The organism is Pseudomonas sp. Irchel 3A18, from assembly GCF_900187465.1.
In the GTDB taxonomy this organism is placed as follows: Bacteria; Pseudomonadota; Gammaproteobacteria; order Pseudomonadales; family Pseudomonadaceae; genus Aquipseudomonas; species Aquipseudomonas cichorii.
The window spans coordinates 1-1,956 of the sequence record NZ_FYDI01000035.1 but is presented as its reverse complement, the minus strand read 5'-3'; the positions used below and the strand labels follow the sequence as shown (position 1 = coordinate 1,956).

At 61.3% G+C, this 1,956-nt stretch carries 1 protein-coding gene; it reads left to right on the top strand.

Annotation, left to right across the window (positions count from 1 at the left end; translation table 11 throughout):
- The coding region (locus CKW23_RS26085; protein ID WP_143499028.1) for a condensation domain-containing protein at positions 1-1,956 on the top strand (1,956 nt) is incomplete at both ends.

Genomic DNA, 1,956 nt, shown 5'->3' with positions numbered 1-1,956 from the left:
GGGCCGAGGTGCTGCAGGTCGAGCGTGTGGGTCGTCATGATCACTTCTTCGAGCTGGGCGGTCACTCGTTGTTGGCGGTGAAGCTGATCGAGAAGATGCGCCAGGAAGGGCTGAGCGCCGATGTGCGCGTGCTGTTCAGCCAGCCGACATTGGCAGCCCTGGCGGCTGCCGTGGGCAGTGGCACTGAAATTCGTGTACCGGCCAACCTGATCGAGCCGGGTTGCACCCGGATCACGCCGGACATGTTGCCGCTCCTGACTATCGGCGAAGAGCAGCTTGAGCAGGTTGTCGCCTCCATTCCCGGCGGCGCGGCCAATATTCAGGACATCTACCCGCTGGCTCCGCTGCAGGAAGGGATTCTCTATCACTACCTGACGGCCGAAGCCGGTGACCCTTATGTGTTGCAGGCGCAGTACGCCTTCGATAGCCGCGAGCATCTGGATATTTTTGTCCAGGCCCTGCAATCGGTCATCGAACGTCACGATATCCTGCGTACGGCCGTGCTCTGGACAGGTCTGGATGAGCCGGTGCAGGTGGTGTGCCGAAATGTCACGCTGCAACCGCAATGGGTCGATCTGGACCCGGCTGATGGTCCGGTCACTGAGCAATTGTCGGAGCGTTTCGATGCGCGCCACTATCGCCTGGATCTGACCCGCGCGCCGTTGCTGCATTTGGCCTGCGCCGAGGACAAGGAGCAAAACCGCTGGGTAGCCACGCTGCTGTTCCATCACCTCATTCTGGACCACACCGCACTGGAGGTTATTCAACTGGAAATGCAGGCCTTCCTGCTGGGGACTGCCGACCGGTTGGGCGAGCCTGTGCATTATCGCAACTACGTGGCTCAGGCCCGCCTGGGTGTCGAGCCAGCCGTTCATGAAGCGTTCTTCCGCGACATGCTGGGGGATATCGACGAGCCGACCCTGCCGTTTGGCATGCACGATGTCCAGGGTGATGGACGCGGTATCGAAGAGGTCCATCATCCCGTGGATCTGCAACTGTCCGTCCGCCTGCGTCATCAGGCACGGCAACTGGGTATCAGTGCAGCCAGTCTGGTGCATCTGGCCTGGGCGCTGGTGCTGGGTAAGGTGTCGGCCACCGATGATGTGGTGTTCGGCACTGTACTGCTGGGCCGTATGCAAGGTGGCGAAGGGGCTGATCGTGCCTTGGGCATGTTCATCAATACCTTACCGCTTCGCGTGTCCCTCGATCTGCATTCGGTTCGCCGTAGCGTGTCCAATATCCATGAGCGGCTCACGGCCTTGCTGGCCCACGAACATGCCTCGCTGGCGCTTGCTCAGCGTTGCAGCGGTGTAGCGGCCCCCGCGCCACTGTTCAGTGCCTTGCTCAACTACCGGCACAGTGCGGCTGCAGAGAGCAACGAAAGTCTGCAGGCCTGGGACGGTATGCATGTATTGGGCGGCAGTGAGCGCACCAACTACCCGCTGACCCTGAACGTCGATGACCTGGGTGAAGGCTTCAAGTTGACCGCCCTGGCGGTGGCCTCCATCGGTGCCCAGCGTATCTGCAACTACATGCAGGTTGCGCTGGAGCAGCTGACTGAAGCTCTGGAGCAGGCCCCGCAAACCCCGCTGGGCAGTCTGTCGATCCTGCCGGACAGCGAGCGTGAGCAACTGCTGCATCAGTGGAATGCAAGCGATTCGACCTTTGCCGACGACCACCTGATTCATCGGGCCTTCGAGGCCTGGGCTGTGTCGAATCCTTCGGCTTCGGCAATCCGTTTCGAGAATCGTCGCCTGACCTATGGCGAACTCAATGCTCAGGCCAACCGGGTCGCCCATCGTTTGATCGAGCTGGGCATCGGCCCGGATGATCGTGTGGCGATCTGCGTCGAACGTGGTCCTGAAATGATCATCGGCCTGCTGGGCATCCTCAAGTCTGGTGCGGGTTACGTGCCGATGGACCCGGCGTATCCGGCTGAGCGTCTGGCGTACCTGC